The 21,482-nt window shown below is 46.5% G+C and carries 18 protein-coding genes; 11 read left to right on the forward strand and 7 right to left on the reverse strand.

The annotated features are described in order from the left end of the window. On the reverse strand, positions 1–973 hold a 973-nt coding region (locus ACTIE6_RS23635; protein ID WP_439558972.1), incomplete at its 3' end, for a class I tRNA ligase family protein. Between the two features lie 274 nt (positions 974–1,247). Here ACTIE6_RS23635 and ACTIE6_RS23640 point away from each other — a divergent pair. The 4 genes from ACTIE6_RS23640 (at position 1,248) to ACTIE6_RS23655 (ending at position 6,816) form a co-directional block, all read left to right on the forward strand. Further along, positions 1,248–1,919 carry a porin family protein gene (locus ACTIE6_RS23640; protein WP_439558973.1) on the forward strand — a complete coding sequence of 224 codons (672 nt, stop codon included), beginning with the start codon at positions 1,248–1,250 and terminating at the stop codon, positions 1,917–1,919. A gap of 178 nt (positions 1,920–2,097) precedes the next feature. Then, positions 2,098–3,588, forward strand: a complete 1,491-nt coding sequence (locus tag ACTIE6_RS23645; protein ID WP_439558974.1) for a helix-turn-helix domain-containing protein — start codon at positions 2,098–2,100, stop codon at positions 3,586–3,588. A gap of 919 nt (positions 3,589–4,507) precedes the next feature. After that, on the forward strand, positions 4,508–5,413 hold the full coding sequence (locus ACTIE6_RS23650) for a sterol desaturase family protein (RefSeq protein ID WP_439558975.1): 906 nt from the start codon (positions 4,508–4,510) through the stop codon (positions 5,411–5,413). 191 nt (positions 5,414–5,604) lie between these two features. After that, positions 5,605–6,816, forward strand: a complete 1,212-nt coding sequence (locus ACTIE6_RS23655; protein WP_439558976.1) for an acyltransferase family protein — start codon at positions 5,605–5,607, stop codon at positions 6,814–6,816. 22 nt (positions 6,817–6,838) lie between these two features. On the opposite strand, the gene ACTIE6_RS23660 is transcribed toward ACTIE6_RS23655, so the two are convergent. Continuing rightward, on the reverse strand, positions 6,839–7,762 hold the full coding sequence (locus tag ACTIE6_RS23660; RefSeq protein ID WP_439558977.1) for a sugar phosphate isomerase/epimerase family protein: 924 nt from the start codon (positions 7,760–7,762) through the stop codon (positions 6,839–6,841). A gap of 140 nt (positions 7,763–7,902) precedes the next feature. Here ACTIE6_RS23660 and ACTIE6_RS23665 point away from each other — a divergent pair, with 140 nt between their 5' ends. The 5 genes from ACTIE6_RS23665 (at position 7,903) to ACTIE6_RS23685 (ending at position 16,397) form a co-directional block, all read left to right on the forward strand. After that, a complete protein-coding gene (locus ACTIE6_RS23665; protein WP_439558978.1) occupies positions 7,903–9,477 on the forward strand; it encodes an NAD(P)/FAD-dependent oxidoreductase in 1,575 nt (524 codons plus the stop codon). 107 nt (positions 9,478–9,584) lie between these two features. Beyond that, a complete protein-coding gene (locus ACTIE6_RS23670; RefSeq protein WP_439558979.1) occupies positions 9,585–10,241 on the forward strand; it encodes an NUDIX hydrolase in 657 nt (218 codons plus the stop codon). 156 nt (positions 10,242–10,397) lie between these two features. Further along, positions 10,398–13,181 (forward strand): DNA gyrase/topoisomerase IV subunit A, encoded by a 2,784-nt coding sequence (locus ACTIE6_RS23675; protein ID WP_439558980.1) that lies wholly within the window; start codon positions 10,398–10,400, stop codon positions 13,179–13,181. A gap of 56 nt (positions 13,182–13,237) precedes the next feature. Beyond that, positions 13,238–13,843: a SanA/YdcF family protein gene (locus tag ACTIE6_RS23680; RefSeq protein ID WP_439558981.1), complete on the forward strand. Its 606-nt coding sequence runs from the start codon at positions 13,238–13,240 to the stop codon at positions 13,841–13,843. Continuing rightward, positions 13,827–16,397: a DUF5686 family protein gene (locus tag ACTIE6_RS23685; RefSeq protein ID WP_439558982.1), complete on the forward strand. Its 2,571-nt coding sequence runs from the start codon at positions 13,827–13,829 to the stop codon at positions 16,395–16,397. Before ACTIE6_RS23680 ends, ACTIE6_RS23685 begins: the two co-directional genes overlap by 17 nt. 3 nt (positions 16,398–16,400) lie before the next feature. Here the strand turns inward: ACTIE6_RS23685 and ACTIE6_RS23690 are convergent, their stop codons facing one another. Then, the gene (locus ACTIE6_RS23690; RefSeq protein ID WP_439558983.1) at positions 16,401–17,372 is read right to left on the reverse strand and encodes an ABC transporter ATP-binding protein; all 972 of its coding nucleotides are present in this window, start codon (positions 17,370–17,372) and stop codon (positions 16,401–16,403) included. After that, the gene (locus tag ACTIE6_RS23695) at positions 17,372–17,947 is read right to left on the reverse strand and encodes a nitroreductase family protein (RefSeq protein WP_439558984.1); all 576 of its coding nucleotides are present in this window, start codon (positions 17,945–17,947) and stop codon (positions 17,372–17,374) included. Before ACTIE6_RS23695 ends, ACTIE6_RS23690 begins: the two co-directional genes overlap by 1 nt. Before the next feature lie 217 nt (positions 17,948–18,164). Between ACTIE6_RS23695 and ACTIE6_RS23700 the strand changes: the two genes are divergently transcribed. Then, positions 18,165–18,485, forward strand: coding sequence for a heavy metal-binding domain-containing protein (locus ACTIE6_RS23700; RefSeq protein WP_056286506.1), 321 nt, complete (start codon positions 18,165–18,167; stop codon positions 18,483–18,485). 11 nt (positions 18,486–18,496) lie between these two features. Here ACTIE6_RS23700 and metF read toward each other — a convergent pair whose 3' ends face one another. Together metF and ACTIE6_RS23710 are read right to left on the reverse strand one after the other, a co-directional pair. Continuing rightward, positions 18,497–19,453 carry a methylenetetrahydrofolate reductase [NAD(P)H] gene (metF, locus tag ACTIE6_RS23705; RefSeq protein ID WP_439558985.1) on the reverse strand — a complete coding sequence of 319 codons (957 nt, stop codon included), beginning with the start codon at positions 19,451–19,453 and terminating at the stop codon, positions 18,497–18,499. Positions 19,454–19,886: 433 nt separating this feature from the next. Then, entirely contained in the window at positions 19,887–20,363 is a 477-nt protein-coding gene (locus tag ACTIE6_RS23710) for a GNAT family N-acetyltransferase (protein ID WP_439558986.1), read from the reverse strand. A 101-nt stretch (positions 20,364–20,464) separates the two neighbouring features. Here ACTIE6_RS23710 and ACTIE6_RS23715 point away from each other — a divergent pair, with 101 nt between their 5' ends. Next, positions 20,465–21,178: a YebC/PmpR family DNA-binding transcriptional regulator gene (locus tag ACTIE6_RS23715; RefSeq protein ID WP_439558987.1), complete on the forward strand. Its 714-nt coding sequence runs from the start codon at positions 20,465–20,467 to the stop codon at positions 21,176–21,178. Here ACTIE6_RS23715 and ACTIE6_RS23720 read toward each other — a convergent pair. Beyond that, a partial coding sequence (locus tag ACTIE6_RS23720; RefSeq protein ID WP_439558988.1) for a transcription elongation factor occupies positions 21,175–21,482 on the reverse strand: 308 nt, incomplete at its 5' end. The two genes, ACTIE6_RS23715 and ACTIE6_RS23720, sit on opposite strands and share 4 nt — an antisense overlap.

Here is a 21,482-nt window from a genome sequence, read left to right on the forward strand (position 1 = left end):
CTTCGATGAAGGAGGAAGGGGAGGAAAGGGACGAAGGGGAGGAAGGATTTGCCCCTCCTCCATCCTCCCCTTCCTCCATCCTCCCCTTGCCTAATAATTCAAACTTGACCAACGCGCCCACTGACCTTCCAATCCAATTGCGTTGTTGTTCTTTCAATGAATCTGTCCATTCTACGGTATCCAAACCATCGATCAGGCGCTGGGAGTAGGCGGTGATGCGCATCATCCATTGGCGCATTGATTTCTGGACTACCGGAAACCCGCCTCTTTCAGAAACACCGTCTTTTACTTCATCATTCGACAATACAGAACCCAGTCCCGCACACCAGTTAACTGTTGCATCGGCCACGTAGGTCAATCTGTATTTCAATGTCATTTTATATTGCTCTTCTTCCGACCACGCGTTCCATTCTGCCGCGGTAAATGTCGGGGTATCTTCATCGTGAGGCGCATTAACGCTGCTGTTTCCGGACTGGCTGAATTTCTCAGTTAGTGTTCCGATCGACTCAGCGCGGTCGGTATCGTTGTTGTACCAGCTGTTGAAAAGCTCGCCAAAAATCCATTGTGTCCATTTATAATAGCCCGGATCAGAAGTACGCACTTCGCGGCTCCAATCGTAGCTCAGACCCAGGTTTTTCAGCTGCTCAATGTAGCGGGCAATGTTTTGTTCGGTAGTTATGGCGGGATGCTGCCCGGTTTGGATCGCATATTGTTCCGCGGGCAAGCCGAAGCTGTCAAATCCCATCGGATGCAGTACGTTAAACCCTTTCAGCCGCTTGTAGCGTGCGTAAATGTCGGAAGCAATGTACCCCAGCGGGTGCCCCACGTGCAAGCCTGCGCCCGACGGATACGGGAACATATCGAGCACGTAAAACTTGGGCTGCTCCGATTCATTGGAAACCTTGTAAGTCTCATTGGCCTGCCAGTATTGCTGCCACTTTTGTTCTATTTCCCTATGGCTATATTCACTCATAATAATGATTTAAATGCATTCCGGCGCTTCGATACAATAACCGCAGGGAATGTTTTCCTTAAAGGAAGGTGACTGATTTCTGATTAAACCGCAAAAATACGCTTTTTGCTTGTATTCAGTTTGCTAAATCCTGCATTAGCCTGCTAAAAGAGCCGCTCAGCTTGCGTCTGGGGAATCTGCTGCCCAATAGTAGAGAACATTGATGCCTGAAAACCCGGCACAGGTTTTTACAGAAAAACAGTGTTCATCATTAAAAACCAAAACTACAAATACAATGAAAAACATGTTTATTGTGCTGTGTGCACTCTGCATAAGCTATTCCGCATCCGCTCAATACGACCCGGCTTTCCGGTTCGGGATTAAGGCAGGAGCCAATCTGTCGAATATCAATGGAAGCAATGATTTGTCCCTGAATTCAGGTGGAAATGCATTTAACTTTAAAGATAACGACAACCGCTCTCTCGGCTTTGTAGGTGGTGTATTTTTCCGGTTTGGTAAAAATGTATATATCCAACCGGAATTCCTTTTGTCTCAAAAAGGAGGAAGATTCAATGTGTACGAAGACGGTGTTCAGAATTCTGATGGAAAAGTTGATGTACGTTTCTCCAACCTGGATGTGCCCGTTTTGTTCGGTGTGCGAATTGCCCGCTTTTTCAGGATCAATGTTGGACCTATGGCTTCATTAAGACTGAACAGCAATGGAAAAATCGGTGACTCTTTCGACGATATTACCGGTAGCAACTCAGATGCGGAATTCAAAAACCGTCTTGCCTACGGTTACCAGGCTGGTGTGGGCTTTGACTTCGGTCGCCTGAGCCTTGATGTTCGTTACGAAGGAAATTTCACGGAAATCGTGAATGTTAATTTCAACAACAGCACTACCGCGTCGCAGTTTGGTAAGAAAGCGAATTTGTTCCAGGCAACACTCGGCTTCTCAATTTTGTAAGCGAAACGCAAAATTCAATGCTCCTAAACGGGATCTGTCAACGATGGATCCCGTTTTTATTTATACAAAATGCAATGTGAATGCAATGCAAAGTCCGGGATTTCTACTTTTGTATTTCTTTAATTAATTTGCCTGAAAGCGAAACCCTTTTTGACTCGGGCCTTTTCTATCCAAAATAGTGGCGATAAACACAGATAATGTCAGGTTGGTTTTTGGATTGAAGCTGAAACAGTTGCGGCTCGACAAAGGCATGTCGCTCAGTGAGCTATCATCAAAATCAGGACTTTCGATCTCTTACATTAATGAGATTGAGAAAGGAAAAAAGTATCCGAAATCGGATAAGATTCTGGCACTTGCCCGCGCGATTGATGTGGATTATGATACGCTGGTATCGCTCAAACTAAGCAAGAGGCTCGAACCGATTTCCGACCTCCTCAGCTCCAATATCCTCACCGAACTCCCGCTTGAACTTTTTGGAATAGACCCCGCCAATTTACTGGAAATCCTCTCGGACGCACCGATGAAGATTAGTGCATTCGTAGGTACGCTGATCGAGATTGCGCGGAATTATAATATGTCGATCGAGAAATTCTATTTCTCTGCATTGCGGACCTATCAGGAAATGCACGATAATTATTTCGAGGATATTGAGATTGAAGCTGAGCGGTTTCTGGAAACTTACAATGTAGCGCCAGAGAAGTTGCTTGGTGAACAAGATCTCGCCGAAATACTGGTTACCCGCTTCAATTACACCATTGAAACGATCAACGAACGCATTAATCCCGAATTTTCCACTGTCAGGTCGCTGACGATCACAAACCCGCTCGGAAACCGTTTGCTGATGAATGTCCATTTGTCCTCCGTCCAGCGCGCATTTATTTACGGTCGTGAAATCGGGTACCTCACACTCGGACTGAAAAACCGCCTGCACACGACTGCATTGGTCGAAGCCGAATCATTTGAACAGCTGCTTAATAATTTCAAAGCTTCCTATTTTGCGAGTGCGATCATCATCAAGCGGAGCTTGCTGGTACCTGCAATAACCCGGTTTTTTGAGCAAAAAACGTGGCAGCCTAACCAGCTGATCCAATTGATCCAGGACTTTAATACAACTCCCGAATCGTTTTGCTACCGGCTGAGCAATGTGCTGCCGCGGAACTTCGGTATTAATCAGATCTTCTTTTCGCGTTTCAATAATTTCGTTGGCCAGAATGTGTTCGATATGACCAAGGAAATGCATATTTCCCGAAAACATTATCCGCATACGGTGCGCGACGAACACTACTGCCGGCGCTGGGTTGCACTCACGATCCTGAATGATCTGGCTGAGAATATCAGCAGCAAGGAACCGCCCCGCGTACTCTGCAAAGCACAAAAATCCACTTACGTTGACACGCAGGACGAGTACCTGGTGATCAGCTTCGCGCAGCCGATGTCGCCCACCCCAAATCTGAATGTAAGTGTTTCCATGGGCATTTACCTCGACGCGCAAACGCGCGAAAAGCTGGCCTTCCTCGACGACCCGAACCTCCCCTCACGGGAAGTAAACCAAACATGCGAAAGATGCTCGCTCTTCGATTGCCGCGAGCGGGTTGCTGCCCCCATTATTCTTCAGAAGAAATATAAAAATGAAGCATTGCGGAAGGCTTTGAAAAAGATAATTCCTTGATGCAGGAATTGGGTTTGTCCTGTAACCAGCCGCTATGTATGGATGCGAGGCTACTAAGGAGTATCCTGGTAATAGCCACATCTCATGGCGAACCGGGCTCCCCGGGGAGCCACCTGTTTATAGAAGCCGCCCACAACCAAGTGGAACACAGGCTCCTGCGGAGCCTCCTGTTTTTCACGCTTTCAATTGTCAGGAGGCTCCGCAGGAGCCCGCGACGCTGTTCAATATCTATTTGCTACAAACAGGAAGCCCCGCTGGGGCTGCAATGCACTAACTATAAATTTTTCTAGGACGAGACACCTAGGTACCATTTTGATTACAGTGGTATTCAAGGCGAACCGGGCTCCCTGACGAGCATACTGTTTATAGAAGCCGCATATAACCAGGTTGAATGCAGGCTCCTGGGGAGCCACCTGTTTATAGAAGCCGCCTATAACCAAGTTGCATGCAGGCTCCTGCGGAGCCTCCGGTTTTTTCACGCTTCCTATTGTCAGGAGGCTCCGCAGGAGCCCACGATATTACTCCGGTATCTATCTTCTATAAACAGGAAGCCCCGCTGGGGCTGCAATGCAATAACTATAAATTTTTTTTCTAGGACGAGACACCGAGGTACCATTTTGATTAGTGGTATCCAAGGCAAACCGGGCTCCCTGGGGAGCCACCTGTTTATAGAAGCCGCCTATAACCAAGTTGCATGCAGGCTCCTGCGGAGCCTCCTGTTTTTTCACGCTTCCGATTGCCAGGAGGCTCCGCAGGAGCCCGCGACGCTGTTCAATATCTATTTGCTATAAACATACAGCCCCACTGGGGCTGTATGTAAAAAAGACTGTGAGATCCATTAAAAATTTCTTAAAAATCAACAAAGCAAATTTTCCAAGTCACCGGTCAACTATATTTGTAATTATTTCGACACAATGCTATGCCGGGCACTTATGACTTTGAGGATTTTCTGTTAAAGGTTTCCACTCCGTTCTATCTGCTTTTAATTGGCTTAGAGATTTTTCTTACATACCGGCATTCGCACCACGAACAACCTTCCCGGCCGGCTTACACTTTCAAAGACAGCTTTACAAATGCAATTCTGATGCTCCTCAACGGTGGCATTGACCTGCTTTTCAGGGCGGTTTACGTGGGCATACTTATGTGGTTTTTTAACCGGGCATTGTTTCCAGGCATTGAAAATCCTTATCTATACTGGATCTCGCTATTTCTTCTTGAAGACCTCGCATTTTACACGTTACACTACGTAGATCACCATTCTAGGCTTTTTTGGGCGGTGCACGTAACGCACCATTCGTCGGAGCATTTCAACCTGACAACCGGTTTCAGGTCTTCTGTTTTCCAGCCGCTTTATCGTTTTATCTATTTCGTCCCGCTCGCTGTTTTCGGCTTCGATCCTGCGGATATTATTGTGATGTATTCACTTACGCAGATCTACGGGATTATTGTACATACAGAATACGTCAAAAAGTTGGGCTGGCTTGAATACATCCTGGTAACCCCCTCCCACCACCGCGTGCACCACGCCAGCAACATCCAGTATCTGGATAAAAATATGGGTATGTGCCTGATCATCTGGGACCGCATCTTCGGTACTTTCCAGGAAGAAATCCCCGAAATACCCCCAAAATACGGTCTCACCAAGCCTGCGACAAAGGAACATATAGGCGAAACCCTGTTCCACGAATGGAAAGAAATTGGAAAAGATCTGATGCAGCCAGTGGGCCTGCCTATAAAATTGCGCTACCTGCTCAAAGCACCCGGCTGGTCGCACGACGGCTCACGAGCGACGAGTAAGGAGTTGCAGAGGAAGCTGGTGGAGTGACTTATCAAAATTCATCATACCGATCGGAATAATGCCCCGCGTCTAGTTTCACCTTTAAATAAATTCCTGCTGACGTTTACACTATAAACGGTGACTTATTTGCGCGTAGAAATTATATTCAGCCGCAGACTAAGTATTTGCATATTGCAAGCTTAGGCGTAATATAAATTCCTCTCTACTAAATGCGATTCATGCAAGTAAGTTCTACTAAATTCCTTGACGGTTTCAGGTTTTTCCTAGCACTGTGGGTAGTACTCGCCCATTTCTACACACTCGTTGGTGGTGTCATGTTCATTCCGCTTCCCCGATTACTTGAAGGCTTCAATCATCCTATAATAGCTGTTTATGGATTTATGGCAATTACAGGTTTTTTGATGACTTATAATTATATAAGTCGCGAACACAAAGAACCAGTTAATCATAAATACACTTTTATAAAGTTCTGGCTAAGAAGGCTTTTCAGACTTTACCCGGTTTATATTTTATTGATCACAATAGCTTTTATCAGTTTTACTAAAAACGCAAAGGTGAATGAAGAGAATTTAATATTTTTCACAGGGAGTAATGTATCTCAGTGGGGATTTGTCAGATCGGTGACTCAACCGAGTATACCAGATTTCATTTCACACATCTTACTTGTCCACGGTCTTTTCCCTGAATTCCATGACAGTATCCTTGGTGTAACTTGGAGCCTTTCGCTGGAAATGCAGTTCTATTTTCTATTTCCTTTTATATTCCTTTTTACTTTTGCTTACAAATCTTCGCATCAGAAAAAACTAGTTCTCTTCTTACTGGTTTGTACATTCCTGGCGGTTCTTTCTCCAAAAGTCTTCGATTTTCTCACCACATATTTTTCTCTTCCTAAGTTCAAGCTACCCTCTATACTCACTTACACCATGCCCTTATTCTTGTTTGGAATGTTGTCAGCCGGGGTAAGATTAAAGAAGATCAGTCCCGTCTATTTAATTATTGCAATCATTCTACTGTTTTCATTTCAGGCATTTCTTACCAATCTTGTTCTTAGCATATTCCTGCTATTCCTGTTCTTAGACAAACTAGAACCATTTATTCCTGCATTTATGGTTAGGATCTTCTCTTCTACCAGATCTATTATGTCCGGAAAACTGGCAGGATATGGAGCAGACATCTCCTATTCGCTTTACCTTATTCACACCTTGCTCATCGGATATATTTTACAATTCACTATAACCCTTTTTAGTGATCAATCTGTATCCAAGCTTACGATTGCACTCGTCGCCCTGGCATTAACTCTTATCATCTGCTTCACAATTTGTTACTTTATTTACCTGCTCATTGAAAAACCTTTTATTAAGCTGGGACGGAGTGTGGTCGATAAGATAGTTGATAAAAAGAAGTCAATGGCACCGTCATTGGTAGAATAAACCCAGTCAGTAAATGGCATCCCTATTTACCAAATACCTTCTTTACCTCAACCACATCCACTTTATGCGCTTCTGCTGCATTCATGGTCTTAGGTGAGGTCTTTTCAAGACATTGTTCCAGTACCAGATGCGGCTTGATACCTTGTGCATTCAGCTCTTTTACTAGCCGGGCGTAATCAATGTCGCCTTCGCCGAAAGTTTCCTGCCAGATGCCGCCTTTTGATTGCCGGATATGCAGCTCGGCAATGCGTTTTCCGTATAGCTTAACTATGTCGAACAGGGCAATCTGCGAGTTGCCGGAGCCGCGGTACACCCAGTGTACGTCCAGGCAAAGCGACACGTTTTCGGGTTTCGTGGCCAGCAGCATGTGGTGCAATTCGCGGGCAGCTGCGCGGAGTTCAACGTCGTGGGTGTGGTAAGCGAGTGTCATTCCTTTTTTCCGGAGTTCTGCGCCGAGGCTGTCCAGGTTTCTGGCTTGTTCCGCCAGTTGTTCGTCTGATTTGTTCTCGGCACTCCCCCATTTGATCGGGTTTGGATTCGTTACCACGATTTTAGTCCCGGCTGGCTGCAATGCATTTGCAATTTTCAAAACAGAGTCGATCGAGCCCGCGGCTTCTTTTGCTTCGTGCAAAGAGGTATTTACGTAAACGGAGGGCATTTGCAACTGATATTTTGCCAAAAGCGGAAGCAGCCTGGCTACTTCATCCGCATTGTTAAGGGAGGGTTCATACGCCTTTAAGCCGGTCGATGCAAAATCGGCGAGGGAAGTGTCGAGGTTGGCAGACCAGTCCTTTCCGTCTCTTGCGTAAAAGGTGACCCAGGCATACTGGTTGCACGACAATGGATACTGCCCGCGATCCTGTTTTTCACCAAATGCAGGAATAGAAGCAAGGGCCGCGGAAACTGCGGTTAATGATTCAATGAACTGACGTCGGTTCGTTGCCATTTTTCTTATTTGCTAAAATCAGTTTTAGCTATCAAAGTACCGTTGATCTTAATGCTACCCGGCATTCCCAATGCGGTTTTCAAATGGATCGGCCGAAGAAATCTTTAACTTTGCAGTCTTAAAGGATAAATCCCTTTCTTATGCATCATACGCTTCAATTAACGCTCGCGCCCGAGGTGGCGCTGGATGAAGAACAGCTTCGTCTCCATATATTCAAAAAACTCCGGCTGCGCGATTCTGACCAACCTGTTATCCGCAAAACACGCCAGTCCATTGATGCCCGCGGCCGGCAGGTGAAAGTGAATATACAAGCCGAAGTGTACGTCAATGAGCTCCCGCCTGCACTCATTACTTCTGTTTTTGAGTATAAAAATGTAAGTAACCGACCGCAGGCATTGATCGTGGGTTGCGGCCCGGCAGGTATGTTCGCTGCATTGCGGCTAATCGAGCTGGGGATTAAACCGATTATTTTTGAGCGGGGAAAAGATGTGCGTGCGCGCCGGCGCGACCTGGCAGCTATCAATAAAGAACATGTTGTTAATCCCGAGTCCAACTACTGTTTTGGTGAAGGCGGCGCGGGGACTTACTCCGACGGAAAACTGTACACCCGCTCCAACAAACGCGGCGATATCCGGCGCATTCTTGAAATATTCGTCCAGCACGGCGCAAATGAGCAAATTCTCGTTGACACCCACCCGCACATTGGTACCAATAAGCTGCCCATTGTAGTTTCCGAAATGCGCGAAAGCATTTTAAAAGCCGGTGGAGAAATACATTTCAATACCAAAGTAACGGATTTCATTGTGTCTGAGGGAGAATTAAAGGGGGTTATCACAGACGAAAAAACCGAGCACACCGGAATCGGCGTGATCCTGGCAACTGGTCACTCTGCGAGAGACATCTACAATCTGCTCCACGCCAAAAACATCCTGATCGGAAGTAAATCTTTCGCAATGGGCGTGCGCATTGAACATCCGCAGAATACGATCGACAAGATCCAGTACCATTGCGCCACGGATCGTGGACCATATCTGCCCGCGGCTTCTTACAGTCTTGTTACGCAAACGCATTATAAAGGTGTGCAGCGCGGCGCATTCTCTTTTTGCATGTGCCCGGGTGGGTTTATTGTTCCTGCGGCTACGGCAACAGGTGAAGTGGTTGTGAATGGGATGTCACCTTCAAAGCGCGATTCTCCATTTGCGAATTCGGGAATGGTAGTCTCCGTGGAAGAGCCGGATCTGGCTCCTTTTAAAGCTTACGGACCGCTTGCTGGCTTGCAGTACCAGATCGAAATGGAGCAGCGGGCCTGTGCGCTGGCAGGAGCAACACAAACTGCCCCGGCACAGCTGGCGACAGATTTTGTAAAGCAAAAAATCTCTTCCCAACTGCGGGATACTTCCTATCAGCCTGGTTTGCAATCCGTTGATTTATATGATATTTTGCCGGAAAACATCGCATTCCCGCTGAAAGAAGCACTGAACGATTTTGGTCAGAAAATGCGCGGGTACTTGTCTCCGAATGCACAGCTGATCGGTGTTGAAAGCCGGACTTCTTCCCCGGTACGCATTCCCAGAGAGCGGGAAAGTTGCGAGCATCCCGAAGTAAAGGGACTATTTCCCTGCGGAGAAGGAGCGGGTTACGCTGGCGGCATTATGTCAGCTGCAATGGATGGCGAAAGATGCGCCGAGCAGCTCGCAAAGTTGCGATTACGATAAAAATGTCCGAGATTGATAATTGCTATATTTGTGAAATACCCTCACATAACACTATGCCAAGATCTAGTTAAGAGATCCTATTTTACTTTGACACCAAATTGCGCCCGATGGCCACACTGGAATCGTTTTCGTTATTTACCGAACAATTAACACAGAAACTCAAATACCCGCTTCCAGGTGAAACGGCGCACCAGGTGATGCAGGCGTCTTCCAGGTTGCGCCTTACTTTCAAACCCAATGCGCGTACCCGCAAAAGCGCAGTCCTCATTCTCTTTTATCCGCATAAAAACGAAATATACTTCCCGCTGATTTTAAGGCCCGCTTACGACGGCGTACATTCCGGACAGGTCGCTTTCCCCGGTGGCCGATATGAGTTGGCCGACAAAGACCTCGTGCGTACTGCATTGCGCGAAGCTCAGGAAGAAATCGGCTTGCGCCTCAATGATGTGCGGATTCTCGGCATTTTGACCGAGCTATTTATCCCGGCCAGTAACTTCTACGTTTTGCCGGTGATCGCAGCCATGCCCTACCGCCCCGACTTCTACCCCGACCCACGAGAAGTAGAAGATATTTTCGAGATCAAACTAGAAGAAATCTCCGATGTTAATATCATCGGATCGAGCGATATTCAAGTACGTGGTGAACAGGTACATGCCCCTCACTATATGGTACAGGGGTACAAAATCTGGGGCGCTACCGCAATGATGATCAGCGAGCTGCTGACCGTGCTGAATGCGCAGGAACCCGGTGCCGGGCACTCATAGTTTCCGCTTTATTTGCTATATTAGCAGTTAATTCAAGCCAGATTTACGGGAATCTTCGTCTTGTTCCGTCCATTGCCGGCGGCGCGATCCTTCAACGAAGTAGCTTGATTTAAACCTTACATTACTGATAGTTAAAACCTGGTTCCTCCTTCATTTATGGACGAAAACGGAGCTACGCCTGACGTAGAAGATAGCGGATTGCATGATAAATTGCCCATCTCGGGTTTGTATGAAAACTGGTTTCTGGATTATGCCTCTTATGTAATTCTTGAACGTGCCGTACCTGCGGTCGAAGACGGTCTGAAACCCGTTCAGCGACGCATTATGCATGCGCTCAATGAAATGGATGACGGGCGCTTTAATAAAGTGGCGAATGTGGTGGGTTCCTCGATGCAGTATCACCCCCACGGCGACGCGTCGATCTACGATGCGATTGTAAACATCGGCCAGAAAGAATTGCTTTTTGATACCCAGGGAAACTGGGGAGATATACGTACTGGCGACAGTGCCGCAGCAGCCCGTTACATTGAAGTAAGGCTTTCCAGATTTGCCAAAGAAATCGTTTTTAATGACGAAACGACCGAGTGGCAGCTTTCCTACGACGGCCGGAAAAGAGAGCCGGTTACATTGCCTGTTAAATTTCCATTGCTGCTTTCACTGGGCGTGGAGGGTATCGCGGTGGGACTTTCAACCAAAATCTTACCTCACAACTTTTGTGAACTGATTGAAGCTTCCATCTCTGTTTTGCAGGGAAAAGAAGTAACGATTTTCCCCGACTTCCTGACCGGCGGGCAGATCGACGTTTCTAATTACAACGACGGGCACCGCGGCGGGAAAGTGCGCGTGCGCGCCAGGATTGAAGAGGAAGACAAGAAAATGCTTGTAATCCGCGACATTCCTTTCGGTACCACAACTACTTCACTGATCGATTCGATTGTAAAAGCGAATGACGGCGGGAAGATCAAGATCAAGAAAGTAGTCGATAATACTGCCGCTGATGTAGAAATCCAGGTGCATCTGGCGCCGGGCGTGTCGCCGGACATTACAATGGACGCATTGTACGCATTTACGGAATGCGAGGTTTCCATTTCTCCGAATGCATGTATCATCATCGCCGACAAGCCGCATTTCGTAGGTGTAACCGAAATTTTAAAATACAACACCCAGCAAACCGTCCACCTGCTTCAACGCGAGCTGGAAATAAAGCGGCTGGCGCTTCTTGAAAAAATATTGTACGGCTCGCTGGAAAAGATCTTCATCGAAAACCGCATTTACCGCGATATTGAGGAATGCGAGACTTTTGAAGATGTGATCAGGACAATTGACAGGGGTCTTGAACCATTTAAACCACAATTCTACCGCGAAATTACCGACGACGATGTTGTCGCATTGACCGAGATCCGGATCAAGCGGATTTCCAAGTACGACGGTTTTAAAGCCGACGAGTTGATGCGGAAATGGCAGGAAGATCTGGCAGAAACAGAAGATAACCTCGCCAATATCACCCGCTTCGCAATAGACTATTTCCGTGACCTTTTGAAAAAATACGGAAAAGGAAGAGGCCGCAGGACTGAGATCCGCGCATTCAACCAGATCTCGGCCAATGTGGTTGCGGCCAATAACCAGAAGCTGTATGTAAACCGCGCAGAAGGTTTTATCGGTTACGGGTTGAAAAAAGATGAATTCGTAATGGATTGTTCGGATATCGACGACATTATTGTGTTCAAAAGTGACGGTAAATGCCTGGTTACCAAGATACAGGAAAAGGTTTTTGTCGGAAAGGACATAATCCATTGCGCCGTTTTTCTCAAAAATGATGAAAGAAAGGTGTACAACCTGGTGTATCTCGATGGAAAAACGGGCGTTTCTTACATCAAACGTTGCCAGATCACAGCCGTGACGCGCGACCGGGAGTACGATCTCACGCAGGGTACACCCAAATCCAAGATCACTTATTTCACTGCCAACGACAATGGAGAGGCTGAGATTATATCAGTAAGTCTCACCGCACAGAGCAAGGCGAAGGTCAAGCAGTTTGACTTCAATTTTGCCGAGCTGCTGATCAAAAACCGGAGTGCAATGGGCAATATCCTGACCAAATATCCGGTCCGGAAGATCGTAATGAAGCAAGCCGGCCGCTCGACGCTCGGCGGCCTGGATATGTGGTTTGACCCGATTATCGGCCGACTAAACCGCGATGAAAGAGGCGAATACCTCGGCAACTTCGGCCCATCGGACAGCATTCTGGTGATATATAAAGACGGATCCTACGAGCTGACGAATTTCGATCTGACAAACCATTATGTTCCAAACGAAGTACTGCTTGTCAAGAAATTTGATCCGTCGCTGGCTATCACCGCCATTTACTTTGACGGTGGTCAGAAGCAGCATTTTATCAAGCGTTTTAACATTGAAACTTCTTCACTGGATAAGAAATTCGTCTTTATCAGTGATACAAAAAACAGCAAGCTGCTGCTCGCAAGTACCGACAAGCGGCCGAGACTTGAAATCGTTTACCCAAAAACCGCCCAGAAAGAACAAACCAGTATTGAGTTTCTGATTGAAGAAATGGTCGAAGTGCGTGGCTGGCGCGCAATGGGCACCAAGCTGCCAAACGATAAATTCAAAGATATTCATTGGCTTTCGCCCCTGCCTGACCCGGTGAGCGAACCAGAGCCACAGGAAGAAGCAGAGATAATCACAGACGCAGAAGATGAACAAGTACCATCGGCCGACGAAACTGAAAGCAGCGCACAACCGGAAAGTGAAGCGGAGTTAACCACGCCAGCAGAAGAAGAAATTATGGAAGTACAGGAAGAGGAGCCTGCCAATGTGCAGGAGGAGCCGCCGGCTGAGCAAGAGGAGAAAAGTAGCCCGAAAGTGAAGAAAGCAGGTAAAAAGAGCACCGACCCTAAAAAGCAACTTGGTCTTTTTGAGTAAACAAAGCTGAGGTGAAAAAAGCAATAAAGATCATATTAGCCTTACTATTCGCTTGCATGGTTTTCATCTTGCTTTGTAACTTATGGGTAGTATATTGTACCAAACAGTACAACTACTTTTCCATTGAAAATCTGCCTTCCAATGACGTAGCGCTGGTGCTGGGGACGAGCTCGAAGTCTGAAAAAGGAAAAGACAATCTCTTTTTCAAGTACCGGATGGAGGCCACGGCAAGGCTTTTTAAGGAGGGAAAAATCAAGTACATTATATTAAGTGGAAATAACGATTCCCAGTACTACAATGAGCCGCTCGACATGCAGAAAGCGCTCCTGAACCTGGGTATCCCCGAGAATGTGATGACGCTGGATTATGCCGGTTTCAGGACTTTCGACTCCGTAGTACGGTGCAAGGAAGTGTTTAACCAGGATAATTTCACGATTATTTCTCAGAATTTCCATAATGCAAGAGCACTTTATATTGTTCACAATGAAGGAATTGATGCAATATCCTTTGCTGCTCAGGATGTTCCCGACGGCTACTCTTTGCGAACGTTGGTCAGGGAGTACCTGGCTAGGCCCAAAGCAGTACTGGATGTTCACATCCTGCGGCCGTCGGCTGATGTAACCTCCAATAATGAAATCAGGAAAAATGAGAAACCGAAATGAGGGAAAATGTACTGCGGGCGTGTCGGTTAGGATAAATGGTTTTCTCAGCAACATACTTTACTCTATTTGCATTGTAGTTTTTGCTTCTCTCAATGCATTTTCGCAAACTACCCACGTCATCAAAGGCAGGGTTACTGACGCGAGTACAGGCGACCCGATTCCTTTCGCCAACATCGCCATCAAAGCCAGCTTATACGGCACTACAACGAATTTCGACGGTTTTTACCAGCTGAACTACAATCCTCCGGCGGATTCAATCACTGTTACCTATGTGGGTTACGACAACAGAAGTAAGGCGATCAATGCCTCTCTGACTGAACAAGTAATCGATGTGCAGCTTGCGCCGGGCTCTTTGCAGCTCAGGGAAGTGAAGATATTTGCCGGTGAGAATCCCGCCTGGGCTGTGCTGAGGAAAATAGTCGCCAATAAACGCGTCAACAACCCTGACAACCTTGGCGCTTACGAGTACGAGAGTTATAATAAAATCCAGATTGACATTGATAATCTGTCGGAGCGTTTCCGGAACCGGAAACCAGTGAAGAAAATGACGCACATTGTTGATCAGTTTGATGAAGTGAAAGGTGAAAATGGCGAGACGATCATTCCCATTTTCATTTCCGAATCTGTCTCCAATGTATTTTACCGCCGCGATCCGAAGAAGAAAAAGGAGGTAATTAATAAAACCAAAATCTCCGGCGTAGGACTTACCGACGGCAGTCTGACTTCCCAACTGATCGGTTCTTCTTTCCAGCAATATAATTTTTACAACAACTGGCTTAATATCCTTGAAAAGGATTTTGTATCGCCAGTAAGTGACAACTGGAAGCTGTATTACGATTATTTTCTCGCCGACAGCGTATACAACGGCGCCAGCTACGATTACCATATTGAATTTGAGCCGCGACAAGAGCAGGACCTTGCTTTTACCGGCTCATTCTGGGTCGACGGGAGCACATTTGCCTTGACCCAAATGGACGTGACCGTAAGTAAGCGGGCGAACCTGAATTTTATCGAAAAGATCAAAATCCAGCAATCTTACGAGCTGGTGGAAGATGAAAACAAGTATGTGCCGCTGAAAACGAGGGTTTTGATTGATGTAGATGAACCCACGAAACAAACTGCGGGTATGCTGCTGAAATTCTATTCCGCCAATTCCAAATTCAGGATCAATGCGCCTCGGGATAGTAAGTTTTATGATACTGCTATCGAGTTGAAGGAAGATTACATGGAGCACGATTCCACTTTCTGGATCAAAAGCCGGCCGGAGGCATTGAGCCCGACAGAAAAGCTTACCTTCCAACTGGTGGATTCGCTGCGCGTTTTGCCTGTTGTCAAAACCTACACGGAGATCCTTAACATCTTTGTAAATGGTTATAAAAAGATAGATAAATGGAACATTGACATCGGTCCGTATCTGTTTTTATATGCCAATAACAAAGTGGAAGGCCACCGTTTCCGCCTTGGCTTCCGGACTGACCCGGGATTCAGCCGCAAGTGGATTTTTAGCGGATACGGCGCTTACGGAACGCGCGATAATGCATTCAAATACGGCGCGGGAATGGACTATATCATTGATCGCAAGCCCTGGACCATGGCGGGTATCTCCTACTCCAAGGATCTGGAAAGGCTGGGTATCTCTGCCGAGACAATTGGTCCCAATACGCTTTTTGGCGCATTCTCGCGATTTGGCGCATTCCGCAGAGCTTACTGGCAGCAGGATATTTCGGCTTATTTCAAAAGAGAGGTTGTAAAAGGATTGACAAGCAGCCTGCAGATCCGCCATCGTACTTTCGATCCGCTATTCCCATTTGCATACAAAACCCACCCTGAAGCTGGAATCGATTCTCCTACTAAAAGTGCTTTTGATATCACAGAAATCAACTTCGAGAGCCGGCTGGCCAGCAAGGAAACTTTCCTGCAAAACGATAACGAGCGGATCAGTATGGGAAACGGGAACTCGCCTGCATTTACATTCCGCTACACGCTGGGGGTAAAAAACCTGCTGGGCGGGGATTTCAGTTACAATAAGTTTTCGTTTAATATCAAACAAAGCTTTCGCACCGGCGTAATCGGTCGCACTTACTATAATGTTACTTTCGGTTTAATTCCCTCTACACTTCCCTACCCGCTGCTGTACACGCCACTTGGAAATGAGTCGCTTTTCTATGTCGACAATGCATTTAATATGATGCGCTACTTTGAATTTATCAGCGACAGGTATGTGGCGCTCCGGATGGAGCATAACTTCGAAGGTTTTTTACTGAACCGCATTCCCGCGATCAAGAAGCTGAAATGGAGAATGCTGGCGACCGGGAAGTTGTTTTACGGAAGTATCAGTGACGCGAATTTGTCGCTTACCACAACTACCAATGAAACCGGGCAGGAAATCCAGACATTCAGCAAGCTGAAAGACCGGCCTTACCTCGAACTTGGTTACGGAATTGACAATATCCTGAAAACCGGCCGCATTGATTTTGTGCACAGACTTACTTACCTCAACAACCCAAATGTGCAGCCTTTTGCAGTGAAAATCTCGTTCTGGTTCAGTCTGTAAATTTCAGATACGCCCCAGATCTTTTGCCGCATAGGTAAGGAATACTTCCTGCCCTACTTCCACATTTACTTTATTGCGGTAAAATGAGAGTGTTTCTGCTCCGTTCGTGCAGCGTATTTCCCAGTAGTTTCCATGAAAACGGATCGCCTCGACTTTCCCTTTCCATTTGCTTTTCTCAGCGTATTTGGTGGGTTTGATTTTTTCGGGTCTGATGAAAAAACGCTTTTCTGCATTGCCCAGCCAGTTGATACCGCCTGTAAGTTCGGCCACATAACTGTTTGCAGGTTTGTTGTAAACTTCTTCCGGGGTACCCACCTGAATAATCTCTCCGTTACGCAAAACCGCAATTCGGTCAGACCACGCGAGTGCGTCGGAAGATTCATGGGTAACAAAAATGCAGCTTGTTTTCTGCTCATTCCGCATTTTCTCAATTGCGTGGCCAAGTACCCTGCGGTTCTGGTTGTCAAGATGCGCAAAAGGTTCATCGAGCAGCAACACCTCGGGCTGTTCTGCGAGTGCCTTTGCAATGGCGGTACGCTGCTTTTCTCCGCCTGACAATAACTTGGCTTTCTGATTCCTGACATAGCCGAGGCCAGCTACTTCGAGCAGTTCTTCCACGCTGTCCTTGCGGTATGCAGCATCGTAAAAGCGGAGTGAGTAGGCAATGTTCTCTTCAACAGTCTGATTCGGAAAAAGCTCAAATTCCTGGTGGATCAGCCGGATAGATTCGTGACCGGGGATCAGCTCGCCACGCACAGACTTCAACTCTTCCCCATTGAAAATGATCTTTCCCTGATCAGCATCCAAAAACCTGGCGAAAATGCGTAAGAGCGTGCTCTTGCCAGAACCGCTCTCACCCAAAATCGCCAGCAACTCTCCTGCCCTCAGTTCCAGATTAATATTAGAAAGTACAGGTTGACTGCCAAATTGCTTTGACACCTGATCGGCGCGGAGAACTGTTTGATCTTTTGTCATTATTCTGCCCAGGTAACCTTGTTTTCAATGGGAGTGCGACGTGCGGGCGTTTCGGGCGAGTCGTGGTAACCCATGAAAAACAGACCAAGACATTTCTGGTCTTCTGGAAGATTCATAAACGCGGCAAGTTCTTTCAACACGCCCGGGCTGCTCCAATAGGAACCAATTCCGTACGCATTTGCTGTGAGCCACATGTTCTGCACTGCGCAGGCTGTGGATGCAACTTCTTCCCATTCAGGCAGCTTTTCCGGATGTAGTTCAACATTGATCGCGATTACGCAACCCGATTTCAGGACTTTCTCGCCGGCTGCATCGTAGCGCGCCTGAGAATAAGATTCGGGCGGTGTGATGGTTCTGTACCTTTCTGAAAAGAAACCTGCTAGTTTATTAAGACTAGCGCCTTTGAAAACGACAAAACGCCAGGGTTCGGTCAGCTTGTGCGTAGGAGCATAATTGGCATTTTCCAGGATGTTTTGAATGACCTCATCCGGAATTTCTTTCTCGATATAGCTGGGTGGAAAAATGCTGCGTCTGGTGCTGATAATTGTATTGATCGTCTGAATAGACTGTTCCATAACTACTTTTTTAATCTGAAAAACTTAAAAACAAAGCTAACCATTTCTCGCTCGCTGACCGGAACGATAGTGGTTTTTAGATCACAAATTTGGTGGTTATAATTAAAAATTGCCGGCATAGCATGCTTCTTTGCCGCTAAACAATTATTTTTCGCCCTGCCTTTCCCAAAGACCTAATTTCATCACCGAAATTAATCCAAACCAAAACCTGACTTATATGCTTGTTACGACTACCCCGAACATCGAAGGTAAAAAGATCATCAAATACATTGGCCTGGTAAATGGTGAAGCCATTATTGGCGCCAATTTCTTCAAAGACTTCCTGGCAAATGTACGTGATGTGGTAGGCGGCCGCTCCGGCTCTTACGAGCAGGGACTGCGGGAAGCAAAAAGTATTGCGATCCGCGAAATGATGGACCAGGCGCAAAGGCTGGGCGCGAATGCTGTGATTGGCGTAGATATAGACCTGGAAACGATTGGCAGCGGCAGTTCCATGTTAATGGTCAGCGCCAATGGAACTGCGGTATGTTTTGAATAAAGGTGTTCTTTTCAGAACACCTCTCTCGCTATCTGGGCTACATTATCCGACTTACCCATTGTATAAAAATGCAGAACAGGTACGCCGTAAGCCATTAATTCCTTGCATTGCTGGATTCCCCATTCGATACCAACCTGGCGGACTTCCTTGTCAGTAGCGCATTTTTCAACTTCTTTAACGAGATCCTGCGGGAATTCCAGGTGGAAAATTTGCGCGAGTACAGAAAGCTGCTTGCGCGTAGCCAGCGGTTTCAAACCCGGGATAATGGGAACGTTAATACCTTCCGCGCGGCATCTTTCGACAAAGCGGAAGTATTTCTCATTATCAAAAAACATTTGTGTTACGATATAATCGGCACCCAACTCCACCTTCTTGCGGAGGTGCTCATAATCTGCATCAATGCTGGCTGCATCAAAATGCATTTCGGGGTAGCCGGCTACGCCAATGCAAAAATTGGTAGGTGACATTTCCGTTTCCGCATTCAGCAGAATACCGTTATTCATATTATGCACCTGCGCAACCAGTTCAGAGGCGTAGGTATGTCCGCCCGTTTTAGGCTGGAATACGCCGGCTGATTTCTCTGGATCGCCCCTGAGCACAAGTACATTGTCGATACCCAGGTAATGCAGATCTATTAGTACATCTTCGGTTTCATCTTTGGTAAAGCCGCCGCAGATGACGTGCGGGACTGCATCTACATGAAACCGCTCCATTAACCTGGCACAAATGCCGACAGTACCGGGGCGTTTTCTTATTGGAATCCGCTCAATTGTTCCGTCGGTGCGGACACGGTCGATCAGTTCTTCCCGGTGATATGTTACGTCCACAAACGGAGGTTTGAATTCCATTAGCGGCTCTATTGAATTCAACAACTCATTGATATTCTGACCTTTCAGCGGCGGGATAATTTCGATGGAAAACAGCGTGTTGCCGTTTGCCTGCTGAATGAAATCGGTTACTTTGGTCATGAAAGAAAGTGGCGTGTTCTGATGAAGCTACAAATGAACACGATTTGAAAATGCGAACCTATTAGTGCGTACAAAAAAATGGCCTACCGCATTACAGTAGGCCATTCCACGTAAACCCTCCTCTATCAGTGTTCGTCAAAAATGTTATTGGGTATCTGACGGGCGTCAGTCCCACAGCAACAATTTGCTTGACTGAATACTAATAACTAAAATTCTGTGCCAAATTATCAAACATTGTGAGAAGGAACAATTTATATCAAAGTTTTTTTTCAAGAATTGTAGTTTTAGTACTACATTTTAGCTGAATATTGCACTTATATTCTGAAAAGCAAATAACATTGATTTTTGGTCGGTGTTTCGAAATTCAGCAAATCCGGGAATTCGTTCCCCATTACTCTACAATACATCTTTCTAGATGCCTTTTTCCTGCGTTTTACACAGCATCGAATGCGCGTGTCATCTCAATGTGCTCGATTTCGTCTTCGAGGTATATGTCGCCCGACTGGCGGAAACCGAAGGATTCGTAAAATCTTTTGAGGTAAAGCTGCGCCCCGATGCGGATCATGCTTTTTCCATAAAGCATTTCAAGTTTTTCAATTGATACATTCAGCAGCTCCACCCCTGCCCCGATTCCCCGAGCCTCCCGCGCGACTGCAATCCTGCCAATGGAAGGATATATATAGGATAAGCCAGCCGGAACTATCCGGGAAACAGCCACGAGCTTGCCTTCACGGTAACCCAGCAAATGGTGACATTGCTGATCTTTATTATCAAGATCCTGGAAACAGCATTTTTGCTCAACAATGAAAACCTCGTTTCTCAGGCGCAGCAACTGGTAAACTGCTTCGTTAGTAAGTGTATCAAAGGTTTGGAACTGCCAGTCGAGTAGCATGGGATTATTAATGGTCACGATAAAATATATATTTGCCTGATGTGTTCGTCTTTTTAAATTTGCTGCAAAATTGATCACCTTAGCATCAATAAAAAACTTAACAATTAATATTAACAAGCATGGGAAGGGCTTTTGAATATAGAAAGGCTAGAATGTTTAAGCGTTGGGACAAGATGGCCAAAACTTTTACAAGGATTGGTAAGGAGATTGTCCTCGCGGTGAAAAGCGGAACTGCGGATCCCGCCACCAATGCGAAGCTACGCGTTCTTTTACAAAATGCCAGGGCAGCCAACATGCCGAAAGATACCATCGAGCGGGCAATTAAACGGGCCACATCGAAGGATCAGGAAGATTACAAAGAAATGGTTTACGAAGGCTACGGGCCACACGGGGTTGCGATCCTGGTGGAAAGTACAACCGATAACCCCACGCGTACAGTCGCGAATGTGAGGAGCTACTTCAATAAACTTGGTGGCAGCCTGGGTACGTCGGGTATGCTCGACTTTATTTTCGACCGTAAATGCATTTTCAAGATCAAAAACAATGGGAAAGATCTGGAAGAACTTGAATTTGAACTAATTGACTTAGGCGGAGAAGAGGTTTTCCTGGACGAAGAAAGCGGGCTGATCAACATCTACGGTGAGTTTACCGCATTCGGCGCACTGCAACATTATTTTGAGGAAAATGGCTACGAGATCGTCGAAGCTGATTTTGAACGCATTCCAAGCGATACCAAAACGTTGAGCGAGGAAGAAGTTGCAGAAGTTGAAAAATTGATCGAGAAGATTGAGGACGACGACGATGTGCAGCGCGTTTACCACAATATGGCTTAATGCAGGCTGATTATCTCCTGTTGCTTTTTCATAAATTCAAACTTGCTCCCGGCTTCTTTTCCAAGTAAAGAAGCACCTACCGGAGACGATGAAGAGACTGCCAAAACGGTCTCTTCATTTATTTTGACAGCGCCTAAACTTACTGCAATGAAAAACCATCCCGCAGTAGTGTTCAGCAATGAACCAACCGCAACGCGCTGACTCACTTCATTTGCATTGACCCGCTCCAAAATCAATCTTTCCAGGCGCGTCTGCTCATACTGCCGCGCATGCATGTTGCGGTCGAGCTGGCCCATGGAGCGGG

The sequence above is a fragment of the Dyadobacter sp. genome (assembly GCF_051859145.1).
GTDB lineage: Bacteria > Bacteroidota > Bacteroidia > Cytophagales > Spirosomataceae > Dyadobacter.

Excerpts from the sequence above, each read along its gene's own strand:
- ACTIE6_RS23640 (WP_439558973.1), top strand. The coding sequence starts at position 1,248 with ATGAAAAACATGTTTATTGTGCTGTGTGCACTCTGCATAAGCTATTCC.
- ACTIE6_RS23650 (WP_439558975.1), top strand. The coding sequence starts at position 4,508 with ATGCCGGGCACTTATGACTTTGAGGATTTTCTGTTAAAGGTTTCCACT.
- ACTIE6_RS23655 (WP_439558976.1), top strand. The coding sequence starts at position 5,605 with ATGCAAGTAAGTTCTACTAAATTCCTTGACGGTTTCAGGTTTTTCCTA.
- ACTIE6_RS23660 (WP_439558977.1), bottom strand. The coding sequence starts at position 7,762 with ATGGCAACGAACCGACGTCAGTTCATTGAATCATTAACCGCAGTTTCC.
- ACTIE6_RS23665 (WP_439558978.1), top strand. The coding sequence starts at position 7,903 with ATGCATCATACGCTTCAATTAACGCTCGCGCCCGAGGTGGCGCTGGAT.
- ACTIE6_RS23670 (WP_439558979.1), top strand. The coding sequence starts at position 9,585 with ATGGCCACACTGGAATCGTTTTCGTTATTTACCGAACAATTAACACAG.
- ACTIE6_RS23675 (WP_439558980.1), top strand. The coding sequence starts at position 10,398 with ATGGACGAAAACGGAGCTACGCCTGACGTAGAAGATAGCGGATTGCAT.
- ACTIE6_RS23680 (WP_439558981.1), top strand. The coding sequence starts at position 13,238 with ATGGTTTTCATCTTGCTTTGTAACTTATGGGTAGTATATTGTACCAAA.
- ACTIE6_RS23685 (WP_439558982.1), top strand. The coding sequence starts at position 13,827 with ATGAGAAACCGAAATGAGGGAAAATGTACTGCGGGCGTGTCGGTTAGG.
- ACTIE6_RS23690 (WP_439558983.1), bottom strand. The coding sequence starts at position 17,372 with ATGACAAAAGATCAAACAGTTCTCCGCGCCGATCAGGTGTCAAAGCAA.
- ACTIE6_RS23695 (WP_439558984.1), bottom strand. The coding sequence starts at position 17,947 with ATGGAACAGTCTATTCAGACGATCAATACAATTATCAGCACCAGACGC.
- ACTIE6_RS23700 (WP_056286506.1), top strand. The coding sequence starts at position 18,165 with ATGCTTGTTACGACTACCCCGAACATCGAAGGTAAAAAGATCATCAAA.
- metF (WP_439558985.1), bottom strand. The coding sequence starts at position 19,453 with ATGACCAAAGTAACCGATTTCATTCAGCAGGCAAACGGCAACACGCTG.
- ACTIE6_RS23715 (WP_439558987.1), top strand. The coding sequence starts at position 20,465 with ATGGGAAGGGCTTTTGAATATAGAAAGGCTAGAATGTTTAAGCGTTGG.